The sequence below is a fragment of the Gemmatimonadota bacterium genome (assembly GCA_016209965.1).
GTDB lineage: Bacteria > Gemmatimonadota > Gemmatimonadetes > Longimicrobiales > RSA9 > JACQVE01.
In genome coordinates, this window is record JACQVE010000285.1 from 1 (window position 1) to 3097 (window position 3097).

At 70.4% G+C, this 3097-nt stretch carries 3 protein-coding genes; 2 read left to right on the forward strand and 1 reads right to left on the reverse strand.

Features of this window, described 5'->3' with window-relative positions:
* On the forward strand, positions 1 to 330 hold a 330-nt coding region (locus HY703_11375), incomplete at its 5' end, for a cytochrome c oxidase subunit II (protein ID MBI4545788.1).
* Positions 327 to 2042, forward strand: a complete 1716-nt coding sequence (locus tag HY703_11380) for a cbb3-type cytochrome c oxidase subunit I (protein ID MBI4545789.1) — start codon at positions 327 to 329, stop codon at positions 2040 to 2042. The genes HY703_11375 and HY703_11380, both read left to right, overlap by 4 nt.
* A gap of 161 nt (positions 2043 to 2203) precedes the next feature.
* Here the strand turns inward: HY703_11380 and HY703_11385 are convergent.
* A partial coding sequence (locus tag HY703_11385) for a hypothetical protein (GenBank protein MBI4545790.1) occupies positions 2204 to 3097 on the reverse strand: 894 nt, incomplete at its 5' end.

A 3097-nucleotide genomic window follows, 5' to 3' on the forward strand; every position in this document is an offset into this window, starting at 1 on the left:
GACGCGCGTTTCGCGGCGCCGGGAGTAAGCCACGCCAGGGACGGCAGCGTGAGGGTGGTCATGCTGGCCCAGATGTTCAGCTTCCAGCCGGCGCAGATTCGGGTGCCGGCCGGTCGGCGGGTGACCTTCCGGCTGACCAGTCCCGACCTGATCCATGGCTTTCAGATCGTGGGCACGAACGGCAACGCCATGGTCGTGCCGGGCTATGTGACGCAGTTCAGCACCGTGTTCCGGGAGCCGGGCGAGTATCTGATCGTGTGCAACGAGTTCTGCGGGCTGGGGCACCACCTGATGCAGGGCAAGCTGATCGTCACGCGGGGGGACGCATGAAAGCGCTGGAAGCCGCGCGGCAGCGCGAGCTCGCGCGCCTGGAGGTGGCGGGCGGAGATTCCGGCGCGGCGGCCGCGGCGGTGGCGGCCGGTTCCGGCTGGGCTCGCCTGGCGCTGGCGCACTTCTGGGTCGCCTTTGGCGCGTTTGGCGTGGCTGCGCTCATGGCGGTGATGCAGGCCATGTCGCGTGCCAATGCGGCGCTGCCCTTTCGCTCGCCGGGGATCTTCTACCTCTCGGTCACGGCGCACGGCGTGCTCATGGCGCTGGTGTTCACGACCTTCTTCATCATGGGGCTGGGGTACGTGGTGGCGCGGACGGCACTGCAGCGCCCGCTGGCGGGCGAGCGGCTGGGGTGGGTGGCCTTCGCCCTCGCCCTGCTAGGAACGGCGCTCGCCGCGGCGGCGATCCTGGCCGGAAAGGCCACCGTACTCTACACCTTCTATCCGCCGCTGCAGGCGCACCCGCTATTCTACATTGGCGCGACCCTGCTGGTGGCGGGCTCGTGGGTGTGGTGCGTTGTGATGCTGCGCAGCTATCTGGCGTGGAAGCGGGCGCATCCGGAAGAGCCGGTCCCACTGGCCATGCACGGGATGCTTGCCACCGTCATTGTTTGGCTGCTGGCAACTGTTGGGATCGCGGCCGAGATGGCCTTGCTCATCCCGTGGTCGCTGGGCCTGCGGGAGACGGTCGATCCGGTGCTGGCGCGCACGCTCTTCTGGTGGTTCGGCCACCCGCTGGTCTACTTCTGGCTGCTGCCCGCGTACACCCTCTGGTACACGGTACTGCCGCGCGAAGCGGGCGGCCGGCTGTTCAGTGATCCGCTGGCCCGCCTGGTCTTCGTGCTGTTCATCCTCTTCTCCGCGCCTGTGGGCTTCCACCACCAGTTCATGGATCCGGGGATCCCCGCCGGCTGGAAGCTGGCGCACACGTTCAGCACCTACGCCATTCTGTTCCCCAGCCTGCTTACGGCGTTCACGGTGATCGCGTCGCTGGAAATCGCCGGCCGGTTCCGGGGCGCCTACGGGCTGTTAGACTGGATCGGTGTGCTGCCGTGGAAGGATCCGTTCGTCGCCTCGGTGGTACTGGCCATGCTAGCCTTTGCGGTGGGTGGGTTCGGCGGCGCCGTGAACGCGGCCTACGGCATGAACGGCATGGTGCACAACACGGCGTGGGTGCAGGGGCACTTCCACCTGACGGTGGGCACGGCGGTAGCGCTCACCTTCATGGGCGCCAGCTACTGGCTGCTGCCGCGGCTGACCGGGCGCCCGCTGCGGCTCGTCTCGCTGGCCCGGGTGCAGCCCTACCTCTGGTTCGCAGGAATGATGGCGTTCGCCGTGGTGAACCATGCCACCGGGCTCATGGGCATGCCGCGGCGGGTTTACGACGCCAGCTATTCCGGCCACCCGGCGGCGCAGGCGTGGCAGGAATGGACCGGGGTCTCGGCGCTGGGCGGAGTGATCCTCTTTGTCAGCGCCATGAGCTTCGTGCTGGTGATGCTGGCGAGTGGTCTGGGTGGGAAGCGGAGTGAGGCCCCAACGCCGATCGCCTACGCCGAACCGCTGCACCCCCTGCCCCACTCGCGGCCGGTCTGGGACCGCTTCGGGCTCTGGGCCGCCGTGGCCGTGGTGCTCATCCTCCTGGCCTACGCGCTGCCGCTCTGGAACCTGCTGCGGCTCGAGCGCTTCGGCTCACCGGGGTTCCGGCCCTTCTGAAGCGGTCCGCAGGACGCGCCAGGCGGCGGATCCCGCGGCACTGTTTCCAGCAACAGGCCAGGGCCAGCATCCCGGTTTCGCAAGCCCATCGCGAAGATCGGGAGAAGTCCGCGACCGCTGTCAGGGAAATCGGGAAATTGGGGAATCAAGGCGCGAGGGCCTCAGGGGGTGTGCGGCGGTTCGCCCAGGTGGCAGCGCGCGCAGACGACGCGGTTGCGCCCGGCCATGCGCTCTGCGTCGAAACCCGGTCCATGGGGGTTCACGCCCCAGCCGCCCTTGCGGGAGTGGCACCGGGTGCAGTCCCGCTGGGCATGGCAGGTGGTGCAGCTCTCGAGGTCCTGGCGCGCGGCCTGGCCATGCTGCAGTAGCCAGAGCGGCTGGGCGTTGTGGAAGCCGGCCTCGAGCCGGCCCCGCGCGGCCCGGCCGGTCGACGCGTGGCAGGCGCGGCAGAACGTCTCGCTGCTGTGGCAGGAGCCGCAGTCCAGCTCCCGGGCGTAGGACTCCGTGCCGTGTCGGGCCAGGAAATTCGCCAGGTGGAAGCGGGGGCGGGCCTGGCCGGCGTGGCAGTCGGCACAAAAGCTCTGGCGATGGCAGGCACTGCACTCGACCGGCTCGGCGGCGGCCGCAGCCTGGTGGGCCGTGGCGAACCCCGGGGGGTGAACCAGTCCCGGGGCTCGGGTGATGCGCACACCCGCCGGCCCGCCGGGGGCGGGCGCGGGGAGCGCCGCGATGGCGCGGGACGCGCCTGACCCGGTGTGACAGGCCTGACAGCTCGGCTGCACGTGGCAGTTGGCACAGGACCGGGGTTCCGCCCGCGCGCGCGCGCCGTGGCGGCTCACCCAGTCGCTGCGGCGGTGATCGGCGGGCAGCGGGTATTCGGCGGGCTTCGCGCGCAGCAGCGCGGCAACCCGAGCGTCGGCTTCCAGCGCCGCGATGGCCGGCACAGTCTCCGCATTGGCATGGCAGCGCGCACAGCTCTGGCGTGCGTGGCAGATGGCACAGTTCGCCGTCGCCTGCGCGGGCGCGGCGGCGTGGCGGGTCAGGAAGGCGGAATC